This is a genomic window from Streptomyces sp. NPDC032822 (assembly GCF_055578825.1).
The window spans coordinates 19,196-35,225 of sequence record NZ_JBVIOL010000023.1; the positions used below are offsets into that span (position 1 = coordinate 19,196).

Annotated in this window: 13 protein-coding genes; all 13 read right to left on the reverse strand. The window is 72.8% G+C overall.

The annotated features are described in order from the left end of the window. Nucleotides 1-35: 35 nt before the first annotated feature. Entirely contained in the window at nucleotides 36-1,064 is a 1,029-nt protein-coding gene (locus ACZ5VD_RS38250) for a GntG family PLP-dependent aldolase (protein ID WP_468685054.1), read from the reverse strand. 37 nt (nucleotides 1,065-1,101) lie between these two features. Next, entirely contained in the window at nucleotides 1,102-2,337 is a 1,236-nt protein-coding gene (locus tag ACZ5VD_RS38255; RefSeq protein WP_468554972.1) for an MFS transporter, read from the reverse strand. A 13-nt stretch (nucleotides 2,338-2,350) separates the two neighbouring features. Continuing rightward, nucleotides 2,351-3,682, reverse strand: a complete 1,332-nt coding sequence (locus ACZ5VD_RS38260; protein WP_468685056.1) for an oxamate carbamoyltransferase subunit AllG family protein — start codon at nucleotides 3,680-3,682, stop codon at nucleotides 2,351-2,353. Beyond that, complete coding sequence (locus ACZ5VD_RS38265) at nucleotides 3,679-5,082, reverse strand: ATP-grasp domain-containing protein (RefSeq protein ID WP_468685058.1); 1,404 nt, start codon at nucleotides 5,080-5,082, stop codon at nucleotides 3,679-3,681. Before ACZ5VD_RS38265 ends, ACZ5VD_RS38260 begins: the two co-directional genes overlap by 4 nt. A 56-nt stretch (nucleotides 5,083-5,138) precedes the next feature. Next, entirely contained in the window at nucleotides 5,139-6,137 is a 999-nt protein-coding gene (locus tag ACZ5VD_RS38270; RefSeq protein ID WP_468685059.1) for an aspartyl/asparaginyl beta-hydroxylase domain-containing protein, read from the reverse strand. A gap of 125 nt (nucleotides 6,138-6,262) precedes the next feature. Beyond that, entirely contained in the window at nucleotides 6,263-8,068 is a 1,806-nt protein-coding gene (gene asnB / locus ACZ5VD_RS38275; RefSeq protein ID WP_468685061.1) for an asparagine synthase (glutamine-hydrolyzing), read from the reverse strand. A 3-nt stretch (nucleotides 8,069-8,071) separates the two neighbouring features. Next, the gene (locus ACZ5VD_RS38280; RefSeq protein ID WP_468685062.1) at nucleotides 8,072-9,343 is read right to left on the reverse strand and encodes a phenylacetate--CoA ligase family protein; all 1,272 of its coding nucleotides are present in this window, start codon (nucleotides 9,341-9,343) and stop codon (nucleotides 8,072-8,074) included. A 39-nt stretch (nucleotides 9,344-9,382) separates the two neighbouring features. Then, nucleotides 9,383-10,390: a 2,3-diaminopropionate biosynthesis protein SbnB gene (sbnB, locus tag ACZ5VD_RS38285; protein WP_468685063.1), complete on the reverse strand. Its 1,008-nt coding sequence runs from the start codon at nucleotides 10,388-10,390 to the stop codon at nucleotides 9,383-9,385. A 52-nt stretch (nucleotides 10,391-10,442) separates the two neighbouring features. Next, complete coding sequence (gene sbnA, locus ACZ5VD_RS38290) at nucleotides 10,443-11,414, reverse strand: 2,3-diaminopropionate biosynthesis protein SbnA (RefSeq protein WP_468685064.1); 972 nt, start codon at nucleotides 11,412-11,414, stop codon at nucleotides 10,443-10,445. Beyond that, nucleotides 11,411-12,853, reverse strand: coding sequence for a M20/M25/M40 family metallo-hydrolase (locus ACZ5VD_RS38295; protein ID WP_468685066.1), 1,443 nt, complete (start codon nucleotides 12,851-12,853; stop codon nucleotides 11,411-11,413). The genes sbnA and ACZ5VD_RS38295 overlap by 4 nt, the downstream gene beginning before the upstream one ends. 29 nt (nucleotides 12,854-12,882) lie before the next feature. Then, nucleotides 12,883-13,818 carry a hydroxyacid dehydrogenase gene (locus ACZ5VD_RS38300; protein ID WP_468553820.1) on the reverse strand — a complete coding sequence of 312 codons (936 nt, stop codon included), beginning with the start codon at nucleotides 13,816-13,818 and terminating at the stop codon, nucleotides 12,883-12,885. A gap of 144 nt (nucleotides 13,819-13,962) precedes the next feature. Next, nucleotides 13,963-14,895: an NAD-dependent epimerase/dehydratase family protein gene (locus ACZ5VD_RS38305; protein WP_468685067.1), complete on the reverse strand. Its 933-nt coding sequence runs from the start codon at nucleotides 14,893-14,895 to the stop codon at nucleotides 13,963-13,965. Next, nucleotides 14,892-15,902 carry a ScbA/BarX family gamma-butyrolactone biosynthesis protein gene (locus ACZ5VD_RS38310; protein ID WP_468685069.1) on the reverse strand — a complete coding sequence of 337 codons (1,011 nt, stop codon included), beginning with the start codon at nucleotides 15,900-15,902 and terminating at the stop codon, nucleotides 14,892-14,894. Before ACZ5VD_RS38310 ends, ACZ5VD_RS38305 begins: the two co-directional genes overlap by 4 nt. Between the last annotated feature and the right edge of the window lie 128 nt (nucleotides 15,903-16,030).

Genomic DNA, 16,030 nt, shown 5'->3' on the forward strand with positions numbered 1-16,030 from the left:
CGGTGTCGGTGGGCCTCGCACGGCGCGTGTGCGGCTCAGCCGGGCGGCGGGAAGGATTCCACCGCACGCAGGATGTCGTCGCGCGACACGTCACCGTGCGTGATCATGCGGATGCCGGTGTCCGTGGGCAGGGTGCGGACTCCGCGTGCGGCGAGGACGGCGACGGTGTGCGGCGGGTCGTCGACCGGCAGCATGACGATGTTGGTCTGCGGGGTGCCGGGCTTCCACCCGCGGTCGGCCAGCCCGGCCGCGAGCAGCCGGGCATGGTCGTGGTCCTCGGCGAGGCGGTCCGTGCGTTCCAGGGCCACCAGGCCGGCCGCCGCCAGGACTCCGCCCTGCCGGACGCCGCCTCCGAGCATCTTGCGCACCCTGCGGGCCTCCCGCACGAACTCCGTGCCGCCCGCCAGCACCGAACCCACCGGCGCGCCGAGCCCTTTGCTCAGACAGACCTGGACGGTGTCGGCGCCGACGGCCAGGTCCGCCGGTGGTACGCCGAGGGCGACCGCGGCGTTCCAGAGGCGGGCGCCGTCGAGGTGGACCAGGAGCCCGGCGTCGTGCGCGGCGGCGGTCAGCCCTCGGTGTTCCCGCGGCGTGGTGACCGTGCCGCCCGCCGCGTTGTGCGTGTTCTCCAGGCACAGCAGCCGGTCCCGCAGCGCGAAGTACGGTCCCCTGCCTGCGGCCGCCCGGGTGATGTCGCACGGGCTCGGTGCGCCGGGGCCGGCCGTCCAGGGCAGGGCCCGGGGCATGCCTCCGGCGAGCCACGCGGCCGTGCCGACCTCCTGCTCCAGGATGTGCGCGCGGTCCGGGGCGAGGAAACGGTCGCCGCGTTCGAGGTGGACGAACAGCGCGATCAGGTTGCCCATCGACCCGCTGGGGACCCACAGCGCGTCCTGTGCGCCGAGGAGCCGTGCGACCTCCTCCTCCAGCGCCCGCATGGTGGGGTCGCCGTCGAGGACGTCGTCGCCGACGTCGGCACGGGCCATGGCCTCGCGCATCCGTGCGTCGGGGCGGGTGACGGTGTCGGACCGCAGGTCGACCGGCGGTCCGGGCCGGGGTGGTGTCATGGGAAGCCTCCGGGAAGGGGGTCGGCGCGGTCGGCTCTCACTCCGGCCGCGCGACGCGGTACCGGGTCATCAGCAGGGCGGCCAGCACGCTGAATCCGGCCCCGAGGAACATCACCGCGGACGGCCCGGAGGCGTCCACGAACCAGCCGCCGACCAGCGCGCCCAGCGCGATGGAGACGTTGAAGGCGCAGATGTACAGCGAGGTCGCGGCCTCGGGGGCCTGCGGGGCGCTGGCGAAGACGAGGGTCTGCAGGCAGACCGGCAGCGCCGTGTACGCGACGCCCCACACCAGCAGCAGGATCACCGTGCCGGGATGCCAGTCGCCGTTGACCACGAGCAGGACGACGGCCGCGGCGAGCAGGAGGATGCAGGTGAGCGTGGTGGCACGCAGTGCTCGTGCCGCAGCCGCGCCGCCCGCGAAGTTGCCGACGACACCGGCAACGCCGTACAGGAGCAGCAGTGCGCTGACCCAGCCGGCCGGAATGCCCGCCTCCTGTTCGAGGAAGGGCGCGACGTAGGTGTACGCGGCGAAGTGGCCGATCACCATGGCCGCGGTGACGAGCGTGGCGATCCGGAGGTTGCCGTCCCGCAGCAGCTTGGGCAGTTCGGCCAGGCGCAGCACGGCGCGCGGGGCGAGCGGGGGCAGCAGGAAGGCGGCCGCGGCGAAGATGAGGACGCCGGCTCCGGCGATCGACCAGAACGCGGTACGCCAGTTGGACAGGCCGCCGATGAAGGTGCCGATCGGCACGCCGGCCACGGAGGCGATGGAGATGCCGCTGAAGACGACCGCCGTGGCCCGGACGGCCTGGGCCGGCGGCACCAGCCGGATGGCGATGCTCGCGGCGATCGACCACATCACACCGTGTGCGAAGCCCGTCAGCAGCCGGGAGACCATGAGGACGGAGTAGGAGGACGACAGTGCGGTGAAGGCGTTGCCCGCGACGAAGATCCCGAGTACCAGCAGGAGCAGCAGCCGGCGGTCGATCCGGCGGGTCGCCACGGTCAGTACGGGGGCGAAGAGGCCGGCGATGGCTCCGTAGAGGGTCACGGTCAGGCCGACGGTGCCCTCGGAGACGTGCAGGTCGCGGCTCATGGAGGGGAGCAGCCCGATCGGGACCATCTCGGTGGTGGTGAAGGCGAACACGCCCATGCCGACGGCGACCACGGCGAGCCAGCTGCGGAGCGGGGTGAGAGGGGTGGGGGGCGCGGCCGACAGGTCGGTGGCGGCGGGCGCCGCGTCGGTGTCCTGGCGGGAGGGGGACGTGGGTGTCACGGAGATCTCCGGGTCAAGCGGGGGTGGTCGGGATACCGGGCGTGTCGCCCGGCGATGGCGCGGTCAGCAGTGCGGCGGCCCGTTGGAAGGGCTCCAGCGGGGGGAGGAAGAGAACGGCGCCGGCGTGGCCGCCGTCGCGCAGGGTCGCGCCGAGGTGGATCGCGGGTACGACGCCGGTCTCGGCGACGCGCCGCACGTCGATGCCGCACGGAACGCCGCGGTAGGCGAGGGCGGGGATGCGGTACTCGGGGTGCTCCGACAGCGTGATCCGGTACATGCGCTCGGTGAGGCGGAGCATCTCGGGGGGTGTCCCGGCGGAGTGGTCCTGCAGCGGCATGGCGGCGGCGGCCGCCATGCCGCCGAGGCCGACCGTCTCCGTGATCAGGCTCTCGCCGCCGACGTACGCCAGGTCGTCGGTGGTCCAGCCGTCGTACAGCCGGCCGCGCAGGGTGGACACGGGCGGCAGCGGGGCGGTGAACCAGCGGTCGCCGAGCCCGGAGACCCGGAGGCCGAACTGCTTCTCGTTGAGGTTCATCGCGGTGACGAGGGTGCTGCCGGCGATGCCGCAGGCGTGGTCGGCCGCGGCCTTGGAGGCCGCCATCACGACGTGCAGGAAGAGGTACTCGGCGGAGCGCAGGTACGCGGCCAGTGCCCGGTGGCGCTCCGCGACCCGGCTGTGCGACAGGTCCAGTACGGCGTCCAGCAGCGCGGCCCGGAACATGGATCCCGCGGCCTTGTGCCGGCTGTGCAGGTCGTCGCCCATGGCCAGGGCCCGCCGGACGACCGGGGTGAGCGCCAGCCCGCCCAGGTGTTCCAGGACCTCGGCGAGAGCGGGCGAGACGATCTGGGAGACGTGCCGCAGGCGGGCGTCGACGCCCGCGTCCCAGACCCCGAAGGTGAGCGAGGCCCGGTCGGCGCCCTCGTTCATCCGGCAGAACGCGCGCCGGCCGGACGTCTCGTCGCGGACGACGAGCACCGGCATCGAGGCGGTGCACACGCCGGTGAGGGATCCGACGGTGGCGTGGTCGTGCGAGGGGCGCACCGCGATCGTGCCGTCGGCGAGCAGCGCCTCGGCCTCGGATTCGTCCCGGGCCAGCCCTTCGTAGAGGGCGGCGCCGATGACGGCCCGGCGCTGGCCGCCCTCGTAGCGCTGCCATGGCATCGGCGGTCCGGAGACGAGGATCGTACGGGCGGTCATGCCGGGAACGACCTCGCCGGCGGGGGCGACGGTCTCCAGGACGGGGCGGGCTTCGGTGAGGCGGGCCACCGCCCGGGCGTTGGCCTCGTCGTGCGCCGTGCCCGCGATGCCGTGGGCGGGGGACGCGGTGGTGGGGCGGCCGGTCATCGCAGGGCCTCCTCGGACGTCTTCGCGGGCGAGGGCCGCACGGTGTGGATCGTCACGTGCCGGGTCGCGTCGTGTACGGCGGTGTCGAGGTCGGCGTCCAGAGGGCCGTCGAGGACGACGGAGACGGACCGGCCCTGGGAGTCGGCCTGACTGCCGAGCAGGTCGCCGCGGTGCCGGCTCACCAGGACCGCGTGCCCCCGGGGCGGGGTGTCCTGCGCGACCGGTGGCAGGTCCGGCCACCGGCTCCGCTCGCCGACCCAGTGGACGGGCACGTCCTGGGCGGTGACGTCCGCCAGCAGACCGTGGGGGTGGTCGAGGTAGACCTGCCGGGCGCGGCGGCGCGGCGCCGCGGTGGAGGGCTCGATACCGAGCGCGAGGTCCAGCACGGCGGCGTCCAGGTCCATGCCGGTGGCCAGCCGCCACAGCCGGGTGATGGCGTCGCCGGGCGGGCGCGCGGCGGACTCCATCAGGACGACCCGGTCCTCGTCGGTCAGCCGGAACTCGGTGTGGCTGATGCCGGTGTCGAACCGGACGGCCCGCAGGAACTCGGTGTTGGCGTCGAGCAGCAGCTTCTCCTGCGCGGGGGTGAGGTGCGGCGCCGGAGAGGTGTGGCCGGTCTCGGTGAAGAACGACGTGTCGGACTCGTTGGTGTCCTTGGCCGTGATGCCCGCCCAGAGGACGGCGCCGTCGCGTACCAGGGTCTCCACGGAGAACTCGCGGCCGGCTATCCGTTCCTCCAGCAGGAGCAGTTCGTCAGGACCGTACTCGGGCAGGAGCGCGGTCACGGCGTCCGGTCCGGCGATGGCGCGCACGCCCGAACTCGACATGCGCGAGGCAGGTTTGAGGACGGCGGGGAAGGCCGAGAAGGCGGACAGGTCCGGGTGGGCGTCCCGGCCCCGGGTCGCCGTGCCGCCGGCCGTGTCCACCAGGGTCCAGCGTGGCGCCAGGGCGGGGGCGGCCAGCCGCTGCAGCAGTTTGTTGCGGCAGACCCGCGCCGCGTGCGTCCCCGGGCCGGGCAGTGCGAGGGTCTGGGCGAGGGCTCCGGCGGCCTCCACGAACACCTCACCGACGTTCAGCACCGCGTGGACCCGGCGCTCGCGCAGCCAGGGCGCGACGCCGCGCAGCAGGGTGTCGAGCGAGGTGTCCGGCACGTGGCGGAGGTCCTCGTCGGTGAGCCGGGAGAGCGGGTGTCCGGAGTCGCGGCGGTGCCGGGCGAGTGCGTCGGCGGGCGTCTCGGGTCCGAAGACGAACAGCGGTGTCAGTCCGCGCTGTTCGGCCGCGTCCAGCAGGCGCAGGTGTTTGGCGAGGACGACCAGGTCGGTGATGACGATGACGGCGGGCCGCCGGGTGTCGGCGGCGTCCGCCGCGGACGGCGCGCCGCTGTCGCGGATGGTGGTCATGGCTTCCCTCGGTCGGGTGCGGGGCGCGGTCCTGCCGCGCCCCGCACGACGGTGGCTCAGGCGCTGAGGCGCTCGGCGCTGACGGTCAGTTCGCGGACCCGACCGCCCTCGCGGGTGCGCAGGACGGCCTTGGGTTCCGGGCCGTCGGGGAAGATCTGGAGCGTGCGCTCCTCGCTCCAGCCGGCGAGGCGGTACTCGTTGTCGCCGAGGTGCACCAGCGCGAAGGAGCGCTCGCCGGGCAGCCGGAGCGTCATCCGGTCGCCTTCCTCGGCCAGCGTCGCCGTCTCCTGGGGCAGGTCCGCGGAGAGCGGGGTGTCGTCCTCCCACAGGTGGAACGTCGTGGGGACGGGGAAGCGGGTGGCGAGCCGCCGGCGTTCGTCCGCGGTCTGCGGGCACTCCTGGCGGTTGAAGAGCACCTCGCCGCGGCGGAAGTAGTCCTGCCAGGTCTCCGGGAACAGGGACGCCAGGCCGTGGGTGACCAGGACGTCGATGACGAGGTGGACGCGCGGCTCGGTCCCGGTGTTCTGCACCCGGTGGGTGCGGCTGAAGTCGCCGAACCAGAAATCCCCCGGCTGCCAGCGGTGTTCCACACCGTCGAGGACGAGCACGGCGTCGGGGTTGGTCACGACCGGGACGTGCAGCCGGCCGACGCCCCAGCGCGGCCCGTACTTGGGGTCGGTGTGGTCCATGCCGACGGTGTCGGGGCCGAGCGCCATGAACCGTACGGCGTGCAGCGGGGCCGGTATGGAATCCAGCACCTCGTGGACGTACGGGATGCGGTCGAGCCACACGGTGTCCGCGAAGTCCCGCGGGCCGGGGCCGCCCGGGTCCGTGCGGTCGCCGTCGCCGCCGGGGCTGCGCAGGGCCAGGCACCGCCAGTCGACGTCGGTTGCGGCGCCGACGCCGTCCTCGGTGTAGACGCGCTGCTGGTCCCAGGAGTGCTCCCGCACCGAGGTGAGTTCGCGCAGCAGGCGGCCGGCGTCGAAGACGGGCCTGAGCCGGACGCCCTCGGCCGGCATGGGCGGGGAGTCGAGGAGCGAAGTGGAGGATGACATGGAGATTTCCTTCGCGGGTGTCGGGATACGGACAGGCGGGTGGTCTGGGTCGATGCGTGCCAGGGGTGTTCGGGCAACAGGGGCCCGGGACACGGGCGTTCGGGTCGCGGGTGGGTCTGCCCGGCTCAGGCGTGCGCCACTGCGGCGGCCGTCTCGCGGGCCGTGCCGTCCTCCTGGAGCTGGTGCCAGCGCTCCAGCATGTAGAGGGTCCACAGCGCGTAGCTGTGCTCCGGGCGGAACTCCCGGACCACGGAGCGCAGTGCGTCCGGGCTGAAGTAGCCGCGTTCCAGGGAGGCTTCGCAGAGCAGGGTGGAGCTGATGGTGGAGCGCAGCTCCGTGCCGAGCCAGCTCTCCAGGGGCACGGCCAGTTCCTGCTTGCGGCGCTCCAGGACCTGCCTCGGCAGGTAGCGGGCCGCCACCCGCTTGAGCGGGGCCTTCTCCTGCGTGCCGACGAGCTTGCGGGCCGCGGGCAGGCGGGTGACGTAGTCGATGAGCCGGTGGTCGAGCAGCGGGCTGCGGGGTTCGACGGAGTGTGCCATCGACATCCGGTCGATCTTCACCAACTGGGCGTCGGACAGCCAGAATCCGCTGTCGACCTGCATGGCGCGGTCCAGGTCGGGAACCGAGGGGTCCGTGGCGTCGAAGCGGTCCCGGAGGTAGTTGTGCGGGTGCCCGGGTATCCGCGCGGCGAAGCCGGGCGCGTACAGCCGGTTCTTGAGCGGGTGGGGCACGCCGTCCGCGAGGACGCGCTCGTAGCGGTCGGCGAGGTCGCCGCCGCCCTCCAGGTCGCGCAGGCGCTGGTAGCGGCCGTATCCGCAGAAGATCTCGTCGGATCCGTCGCCGGTCAGCACCACGGTGACGTGCTGCCTGGCCAGCTTGTACATGCACGATGCCGCGATGGCGGACGGGAACGCGTAGGGCTCGCCCATGTGCGTGAGGATGGTGTCGACGGCCTCCTTCGCGTCCGAGGCGCCGATCCGGTAGACGTGGTGGCGGGTGCCGCAGTGGTCCGCCACGGCTCGGGCGTACACCGACTCGTCGAACGCGGCGTTCTCGAACCCGACGGAGAACGTGTGGATCGGCCGGCCCAGCTGGCGGGTGGCCATGGCGACCACCAGGCTGGAGTCGAGGCCGCCGCTGAGCATGGCGCCGAGCGGCACCTCGGCCTCCAGCCGGTCGTGCACGGCCTGTTGGAGCAGTTCGTCGATCCGGTCGTCGATCTCGGCCTGCGAGGTGTCCGTCAGTTCGGCGGTGAAGGCGAACTGCCAGTACCTGTGGCGGCGTTCGGGCCGGCCCGCCTCGAAGACCAGGGTCGTCGCCGGCTCCAGCCTGCGCACCTGCCGGTAGACGGTGTGCGGTGCGGGAACCACCCGGTAGCTCAGGTACTGGTCGATGGCGACGGGGTCGGTGTCGCGGCTGATGCCGGGGTGCAGCATCAGCGCGGGCAGCTCCGAGGCGAACGCCACCCCGCCGTCGGCGGGCGTCGCGTAGAACAGGGGCTTCTTGCCGACCCGGTCGGTGGCCAGGACGAGCCGTTCGCGGCGGGTGTCGTACACGGCCACGGCGAACATGCCGTGGAGCCGTTCGACGAAGTCCTCGCCCAGTTCCTGGTACAGGTGTGGCAGTACCTGCGCGTCGCTGCCGCCGCGCACCGGGCGGCCCCGGGCGGCGAGGAAGGCGCGCAGCTCCTGGTGGTTGTAGATCTCGCCGTTAAGGACGCACACGACGCTGCCGTCGTCGCTGAAGACGGGCTGGGAACCGTCGTGCAGGCCGACGACCTTCAGCCGGCACATCGCCAGGGCCGCCGCGGGTGTGGTGAAGGACCCTGTCTCGTCGGGGCCCCGGTGGGTCATGGCGGCGCAGGCGGCCGACGCGTAGGGCGTGTGGACGGGAGCGTGCCCCAGGGACACCGATCCGGCGATTCCGCACATGGGTCAGACCTCCTTCAGGTCGAGACGGCGCTTGGCGTGGCCGGACCGCAGGCCGTCCGGTGGGACGGCCTGCACGCGGACCGGTCCGACCAGGCCGGAGGCGATCATCTGCGCGACGTCCGGGGCCTGCCGGTCGACGGCCGCGCGGACCGCGGCGAGTTGTGCGTCGCCGACCGTGTCCGCGACGACCCGGACGACGAGGCCGTCGTCGTCGGCCGCCTCGAAGGGGCGGCCGGGGAAGACCTCGGCCATGATCTGGGCCAGATCGTGGTTGCTGATCCGCTCGCCGTGCTTGAGGTCGCCGGAGAGGCGTCCGTCGATGCGTTCGAACGCGAAGACCTCGCGGCCCTCGTGGCGGATGCGGCGCAGTCCGGTGACGCCGTCACCGGTCACGTAGCGGACCGCGGGGAAGTAGCCGCGGGTCAGGGACGTGAGCAGGAGTGCTCCGCTGCCTTCCTGGCGGGACGGGACCCGGTCGTACTCGGTGAAGTGGCCCAGCTCTTCGGGAGGGAGGACCTCGGGAAGGATGTGGTCGTGGAAGTGGTAGAGGCCGGTCCGCGCGCACGAGTGGGCGATGGCGCCGATCTCGATGGAACCGAACACGTCGAGGACGTCCTCGGGGCGCAGGCCGAAGCGTTCGGCCACGTGGGCGCGCCAGGCGGGTGGCGCGACATCGCCCACGACCATGATCTTCCGTGGCCGGATGTCCAGGCCGGGGCGGGCCTGCAGCAGCCTGTCGAGGATCATCGGCATGGTGAAGAACACCTCGGGGCGCCACTCGTTGAGTTTCGCCACGTGTTCGTCCACCGGCCGGGTGAAGTCGATGTCGTGGGCCTGGAAGCCGAGTTCGAGGAAGACGCGCCGTGCCGAGGCCGCGGCATGGCCGGTGCCGAGGTCGGCGACCGCGACGGCGCCGCGCGGCACGGACCTGGTGAACTCGGCGAAGAGGTGGCGGCGTTGGGCCACGTACGCGTCGTCGTCGGCGGGCGAGTAGAGGATACGCTTGCGCTGTCCTCCTGAGGTTCCCGAGGTGTGGAAGGCCGAGGCGTCCTGCAGGTGGGGGTGGTCCGCGGTGTAGTAGTGCGCGCCGAGCAGGTCGGTGCCGACGAGGGGGAGGTCGGCGAGGTCACCGGAGCCCAGGGCTCCGCGGCTCAGCAGCAGTTCGCGATACCAGGGGAAGCGCTGGGCGTGGCCGGCCGCGAGGGCGGCCAGTTCCGCCCGGTGTGCGGGGACGTGGGCCCGGGGCGCGGTGGCGAGGGCGGTGGCGTGCGGCATGAGGGGTGCCTTTCGTGGGCGTGCCGGTGAGCGGGTACGTCAGCTCCAGCGCTGTGTCTCGCCGAAGAAGCCCGGTACGGGGACCGCGAGCCCTTTCTCGACGGCCTGCCGGTAGAGGCGGTGTCCCACCGCGAGGTCGAGGACGCCGAGCCCGAAGGGGGAGAAGATCCGCGGCCGGTCGGTCGCGGGGGTGACCTCGCCGCGCAGCACCTGGGCGAGCGTGCCGTCGATGAACTCGCGGTGTCCGAGCCGCTGTTCGGCCAGGTGTGGTGAGGTGTCCGCGGTCAGGCAGTGGTCGACGTCGTCGAGGATGTTCTGCGCGCCGGCGATGATCTCCGGGCCGAGGTCCCGCAGGGAGATGTTGAGGACGGTCTGTCCGGGGGCGAAGGTGTCGGTCCGGGTGACCCAGGGCTGCGGGGCGGTGGTCGCGAAGACCACGAGATCGGCGTCGGCGGTGGCCAGTTCGAAGGAGTCCTGCTGCTCGGCCCGGTAGCCGAGGTCGGTGATGCGCCGGGTGAGGGCGCCGGCGTAGGAGGCGTCCCGGTCGTGGACCACGAATCGGTTCACGGACCACGACTGCGCGGCGAAGAACTCGGCGATGTTGCGTGCGATGACCCCGGCGCCCACCAGGCAGATCCGGTCGACGACGCGTGAGCCGGTGAGTTCCTCGGCGCCGAGGACGGCGGACGCGGCGGTGCGGGCGGAGCTGATCTGGGACGCCTCCAGGCAGGCGAAGGGGTAGCCCGTCTCGCAGTCGTTGAGGAGCAGCGTTGCGGAGGCGCGCGGGATGTTCCGCTCGATGTTGCCGGGGTAGCTGGCGATCCACTTGATGCCGGAGACGCCGGTGTCGCCGCCGAGGTGGGCGGGGAGCGCGATGATGCGGGCGTCCGGCTTCTTCGGGAAGCGCAGGAAGTAGCTGTTCGGGTTGACCGAGTCACCGGCGTCGTGGGTGAGGTAGGCGGAGCGGACCGTCTCGACGAGGTCGGGGCGGGAGACGTCGATGAGTGCGCGCAGGGCGGTGCCGCCCACCACGTGGAAGTCGAACATGCGGGTTTCCCTCTTCATGGTTGGTCGTCGGGGCGGGTACGCCGACGGCTGGTCATACGGCGATCGGCTGCGGGTCGAGGACGCCGGTGCCGAAGGTGTCGGCCACCCACAGGTCGTCGTAGATCGTCTTGACGTAGCGGTCGCCCATGTCGGGAGAGAGCGCCACGACGCGCGCGCCCGCGGGGATGTCGTCGGAAACGGTCTCCAGGGCCGCGAGGACGGATCCGGTGGAGCCGCCGGCCGGCAGCCCGTGTTCGCGGGCCAGGCGCCTGCACATGCGGACGGCGTCGGGTTCGTCGACGAGGACGATCTCGTCCACCTGGTCGGGCCGGCACAGCTCGGGGCGGCGGCTGGTGCCGAGACCGGGGATGTGCCGGGCGCCGGGAGGGCCGCCGAAGGTGACCGATCCGGTGGTGTCGACCGCGATGATCCGCGTCCACGGTGAGAACGCCCGGAAGTGGCGTGTGCAGCCCATGAGGGTGCCGGTGGTGCCCGCGCCCACCAGGAGGACGTCGACGTGTCCGATGTTCTTCAGGATGGAGGTGGCGGTCCGCCGCGCGTGGGCCTGTGCGTTGGCGGGATTGGCGTACTGGTTGAGCCACACCAGGCCCGGATCGGCCTCGGTCATCGCGCGGATACGGGCGATCCGGGTGCCGAGGTAGCCGCCGTTGTGGTCCCGCCCCGTCACCTGGAGGACCTCGGCTCCCAGGGCGCGGATGAGGGCCAGGCTCTGTGGGGAGACGTTCGGGTCGGTCACGCAGGTGAAGTGGTATCCGCGGGCCGCGGCGATGACGGCCAGGGCGATGCCGAGGCTGCCGGAGGAGGACTCCACGATCCGGCCGCCGGGCCAGAGCACGCCCCTGCGTTCGGCGTCCTCCACCATGCCGAGCGCGGACTTGAGCTTCACGGACCCGGCCGGGTTCATCCCTTCCAGTTTCAGGAAGAGCCGGCTGTCCGGCAGGACGCCGTCCAGTTCGAGGAAGACCTCGTCGGTGACGATGTCGCAGGCACGCTGGTAGATCATCGTTCCTCCTGGCGGCCGGTCGACGCGGGGCGGTGGGCGGGGTCGCCGCGCGTGGCCTTGCCCGTGGTGGCCAGCCGGCGCAGGAAGAGGGCTTCGGCGTGGGCCAGGGAGGCGATCTCGCGCGGGCTCACGCTCTCGTCGGTGCCGTGGATGTTCGAGGGTGGATCCTCGACGCCGCACAGGATGATCTCGGCGTCGGGGTAGAGCGCGCGGAACACCGAGCAGACGGCGATGGAGCCGCCGGCGCCCACCTCGCGGGGCTGCACACCGAAGGCGTCCCGCATGGCCGCGCGCATCGCGGCATGGGCGGTTCCACCGGTGTCCGCGAGGAAGGACGGCCCGCTGGTGACGCGCCGGATGTCCAGGTGCGCGCCCCAGGGAACCCGGGCCCGCAGCTGGTCGGCGAGCGCCTCGTGGGCCCACCCGACGTCCGTGCCGGGCGGGGTCCGGACACTGACCAGCGCCTTCGCGGACGGCAGGAGCGCGGGTACGGCGTCGTCCAGGGGCGGCGACTGCACGGCGAGCACGGTGACGGAGGGCAGGGTCCACAGCCGGTCGGCGACGGTGCCCACGCCGATGAGCTCGACGCCGTCCAGGACGCCGGCATCGGCGCGGAGGTCCTCCTCGGTGTACTCCGCGCGGTCCTCGGATCCCTCACGCGCCGTCGCTCCGGCTCCGTCCGGGCCGGGCAGGCACGGCACGCCCCGGCTGTCGTGGAGCGTGGCCAGGAGGCTGATCAGGGCGGTCATCGCATCGGGTGTGGGCCCGCCGAACTGGCCGGAGTGCAGTGTCCTGGACAGCGTGGAGAGGGTGATCTCCACCACCGCCATGCCCCGCAGGGAGGTGGTCAGGGTCGGGATGCCCGGGGCGGTGTTCCCGGTGTCCGCGACGACGACGGCGTCGGGTTGGAGGTGGAGGTCGGGGTGGGCGCGCAGCACCTTCTCCAGGCCGGCGTCGCCGGGCTCCTCGGTGCCGTCGACGAGGACCACCAGGTCGAGGTCCGGATAGGGCTCGTGGGGCAGGGCCTCCTGGAGGGCGCGCAGCGCCGTGAGGTGCATGACGACGTTGCCCTTGCAGTCCGCGCTGCCGCGGCCGTACCAGCGTCCGTCGCGTTCGGTCAGCTCGAACGGAGGTGTGTGCCAGGCGGTCTCGTCCTGTGCGGAGACGACGTCGTAGTGGGCGTAGAGCACCACGCACGGTGCGCCGGGCGGTCCGGGGCGGCGGGCGTAGACCGTCTCGGGGCCTTCCTCGCTGGGGAGCAGACGGATGTCGGACAGGCCCGCGTCCGTGAGCAGGGCGGCGATCCGGCGGGCCGCGCGAAGGAACTGGTCCGGGGGCGAGGCCCCCACGACGGTGCGCAGCGCGACCAGTTCGGCGAGATCGTCGCGGGCTCTGGGCATCAGGGAGCGCACGGTCGCGGCTGAGGGGGGAGCAGACATGGTGGTCTCCGGCGTGCGGGTGCGGTTGCTCAGGCGGCGGTGGGTGCGGGGGTGAGGAGGGGGGCCAGTTCCGCGAGGACCTTGCGGACGACCTCCTGTCCGGCCCGCAGCTGGGCGTCGTGCGTACTGGCGCCGAGATGCGGGATGGCGAGGACGTTGGGCAGGGCCAGCAGCGTTGAGGCGCCCGGGGGTTCGGTGGCGAAGACGTCCAGCGCCGCACCGGCCGGGCGGCCCTCGCGCAGTGCGTGGGCCAGGGCGTCCTCGTCGACGATGCCGCCACGGGCGGTGTTCACCAGGTGCGCGGTGGGCTTCATCAGGGACAGCTCCCGGGCACCGATGAGTCCCGCGGTTCCCGGGGCCTTGGGCAGGTGGAGGGTGACGACGTCGCTCGTGACGAGCAGTTCGTCGAGCCCGGTGGCGCGCACGTCGTCGCCGAGCGTGTCCGCGTACGGGTCGTGCACCAGGACGCGCATGTCGAAGGCGGCGAGGCGGCGCGCGACCTGCCGGCCGACCCGGCCGTAGCCGACGATGCCCAGGGTGCGGCCCGCCAACTCGACACCGGCGAAGTCGGACCGGCGCCACTCGCCGTCTCCGAGGGAGCGCGCCGCGGCCGTGATGTGGCGCGCGGAGGCGACGACGAGGCCCACGGTGAGCTCGGCGACGCTCACGGTGTTGGCGTCGGGGGCGTTGACCACGGTGATGCCGCGCACTCGGGCGGTGGTGGTGTCCACGTTGTCGAGGCCGACACCGGCGCGTGCGACGACACGCAGCCGGGGCGCCCGGTCCAGCACCTCGGCATCGACCCGCGTGCCGCTGCGGACGATCAGGGCGTCCGCGGCGGGCAGGGCGGCGAGCAGCGCCGGGCGGTCACGGCCGTCGACATGGCGGACGTCGCACGTGGCCCGCAGGGCGGCGAGGGTGTCGCCGGGCAGTGCGTCACTCACGATCACGATCGGTGAGGGCACGATCTCTCCTTGAGGAGGCGGCAGGGATGCAGGGTCTTTATTAATCCGAACGTTTGGTTTGTTTCGTAGAAAGCCTAACGTTCGGTTTGTTTCGAGGGCAACCATGCTCTGTGTGCGCTACGTCACTCTCCGGCGCGACGCGTGTCAGAGCCGCTGCTGTGCGCGATACCAGGCCGCGTGGGCCGCCAGGCCCGCGGAGAGGCCGACGTCCGGCGCGTGGCCTCCCACGGTGCGCAGCCGGGTCGCGTCGAACCAGTGGTCGACCCCGAACAGGTCCAGGAGGTGGCCGTCACACCCGGCGGCGACCAGTTCCCGCCGGGCCTGCCCGAACGGCTGGTCGCCTCGCAGCAGCGGAAATCCGAGCTGCCGGTGGGTCGCCACGACCAGTTCACGCAGGCTGACCGGCCGGGGCGGACAGGCGTGGAAGACACCGGCCGCCCGGCGCGGCGGCGTGTTCACCGCCAGGTGGGCGAGGGACGTGGCGAGGCTGCCGACCTCGGTGAGCGACAGCCGCGCCGACCCCCGCTCGGGCAGCCCCGAGCGCAGGGCGCGCACCATCCGCAGCAGGGCCGGCATCACCCACCGGTCGCCCGTGCCGTAGACGAGGTACGGGCGCAGGACCGCGCCGCCCGCGCCGAGCACGAACCGCTCGCCCGACAGGCGACTGCGGCTGGTCGGCGAGACGGGACGCGGTTCGACCGTCCCCTCCCCCACCCTCAGGAACGGCCCGTTTCCGTACACGGCCGCGGTGCTCAGCTGCACGAACCCGCCCACGCCCGCCCGGCCCGCCTCGGCCACCAGCCGGCGCGTGCCGTCGACGTTCACCGCGAGGCACCGCTCCTCGTCCTTGCCGATGTACGAGGCGAGGTGCAGGACACGGTCCACGTCAGCGCAGATACCGCGCAGCGTCGCGGGGTCCGTGAGATCGCCGTCCACCACCTCGACGTCCGGCGCCCGCACCGCGGGGCGCCGGTGGGCCAGCACCCGTACCCGCACTCCCGCGGACCGCAGGAGCGGCACGACCGTCGCGCCGACGAATCCGGACCCGCCGGTGACCAGGACGCGCGGGCGGTTCATCGGGGACCGTGCGAGGACGTCCGCGCGTGGTGGGCGGTGAGGACGCACTCGTAGGCGACGGCACCGTTCTGTTCGGCGGCCACCCGCACCTCGTACACCCCGGCGCCGGACGCGCACAGCCGCGCCCGGACGAGGCAGGGGGTGTCGAACTCCACGTACCGGTGGAAGCGGTTGGCCATCGTGGGCACCAGGACCGCACCGGGGCCCGCGAGGCGCTGCGCCGCCTGCCGGGCGGCCTCCAGCAGGAGCATCCCGGGCACGTGGTCGGTGGGGTGGTCGAAGAGGGTCGGGTGTGCCCAGTTGACGCGCAGCGGCCAGACCGTCTCGTGCCCGTCGGCCGTGCCGTCGTCGTCCAGTGCCGGGCCGAGCACCACGTCGGCCTCGACGGCCCGGCCGACCTCGCCGGGAGGCAGGGGCGCGGGCTGCTCGGGCAGCTCCGCGGGGACCTCGGCGTACGCGCCCCGCAGCCGCCGGTAGACGGAACGCCGCATGCAGTTGAGCGTCATACGGCCGTGGCCCAGGTCCACCGAGTCCCGGGTGAGTGCGACATCCATCGTCATCCCCGCGAGGCGGCTCCCGTGCAGCGCCACATCGGTGCAGTCGATGGCCAGTTCGACGTTGACCGGTCCGTCGTCGAGGCCCAGCGCGTCCGGGGAGAGAGTGGTGCTCAGCTCCGTCATCAGCGTCGGGTGGTCACGGGGCAGGTCGTAGAAGACGTGGCTGACCAGAGAAGACGCCTGTCGGATACTCTCGGCGGCCAGCAGCGGATCGTGCCAACGGTCACCGACCGGACCGTAGAAGGCATGGCCGCGCGGCCACTGGGCCCCCACCTTGAATCGGTGCGGACCGAGGCGTATCCAGTCGGTCAGCAGCACTTCGCCGATGGCCCGCCGGTGCACGAGATCACGGGGCGCCGTCCGCTCGAAGGTGAGGGCACGCGGGCGCTCGGCGGTGAGTGAGGGAATGCGGGCGGTAAGGACGGAAGAGAGGGAGAGGTCGGCCGACACGTCACACGGCTCCTGTCTGCACTGCTTCCCGCAAGCGGCGCGGCGGCCGACGGGCGCAGATGATCGCGGTACAGCTGTCAGAGCCATACAATACCCAATGTACGGTTTGTTTTTGACAGCCCTCATGA

Bases quoted from the DNA above. Each gene is read 5' to 3' on its own strand.
- ACZ5VD_RS38270 (WP_468685059.1), bottom strand. From the start codon at position 6,137: ATGTCATCCTCCACTTCGCTCCTCGACTCCCCGCCCATGCCGGCCGAG.
- ACZ5VD_RS38280 (WP_468685062.1), bottom strand. From the start codon at position 9,343: ATGCCGCACGCCACCGCCCTCGCCACCGCGCCCCGGGCCCACGTCCCC.
- ACZ5VD_RS38305 (WP_468685067.1), bottom strand. From the start codon at position 14,895: ATGAACCGCCCGCGCGTCCTGGTCACCGGCGGGTCCGGATTCGTCGGC.
- asnB (WP_468685061.1), bottom strand. From the start codon at position 8,068: ATGTGCGGAATCGCCGGATCGGTGTCCCTGGGGCACGCTCCCGTCCAC.
- ACZ5VD_RS38260 (WP_468685056.1), bottom strand. From the start codon at position 3,682: ATGACCGGCCGCCCCACCACCGCGTCCCCCGCCCACGGCATCGCGGGC.
- ACZ5VD_RS38250 (WP_468685054.1), bottom strand. From the start codon at position 1,064: ATGACACCACCCCGGCCCGGACCGCCGGTCGACCTGCGGTCCGACACC.
- ACZ5VD_RS38295 (WP_468685066.1), bottom strand. From the start codon at position 12,853: ATGTCTGCTCCCCCCTCAGCCGCGACCGTGCGCTCCCTGATGCCCAGA.
- sbnA (WP_468685064.1), bottom strand. From the start codon at position 11,414: ATGATCTACCAGCGTGCCTGCGACATCGTCACCGACGAGGTCTTCCTC.
- ACZ5VD_RS38265 (WP_468685058.1), bottom strand. From the start codon at position 5,082: ATGACCACCATCCGCGACAGCGGCGCGCCGTCCGCGGCGGACGCCGCC.
- sbnB (WP_468685063.1), bottom strand. From the start codon at position 10,390: ATGTTCGACTTCCACGTGGTGGGCGGCACCGCCCTGCGCGCACTCATC.